Here is a 460-nt window from a genome sequence, read left to right on the forward strand (position 1 = left end):
CTTCGCGGCTGTTGCTGCGGTCGATGCCGATGGTTTTGACCAGCTTCAAGCCCCAGCCGAAGAAAGGGATTTTGAAAAGTTCGCGTTTGGCAACATAGACTTGCGGCGGAAAAATCTCTTGCAGGGCGAGGGTTTCCCAGCCGCTTTGGTGTTTGGCGCAAATGATGGCGGGGTGGTCGGGAATGTTTTCCGCGCCGCTTAAGGTGTAGTTTAAGCCGATGATGTGCTTGAGCGACCAGTTGAGGATACGCACCCAAACTTGCGCCATTTTGTGCGCGCCGCCTTGAAAGGGCAGGGCAAGCAGCATAAAGGGGAACAGCAAAATAATGCTAGAGGAAAGGATGAACCAGTAAATCAGGTTGCGGATAATCAGCATATCGGGGAAAAGTCTGTCGTTTGAAAGCCGTCTGAACGCCGTTGTCGGCAGTTTTCAGACGGCCTTGTCATTTATAGGATGGCT

General features: G+C 52.2%; 1 protein-coding gene. It reads right to left on the reverse strand.

The genetic code is table 11. The features are described from left to right. Positions 1-376 (reverse strand): lysophospholipid acyltransferase family protein (locus tag ACTHUM_RS19550; RefSeq protein WP_440403947.1); only part of this gene is annotated, 376 nt, incomplete at its 3' end. Between the last annotated feature and the right edge of the window lie 84 nt (positions 377-460).

The organism is Neisseria sp. P0021.S006 (genome assembly GCF_051956895.1).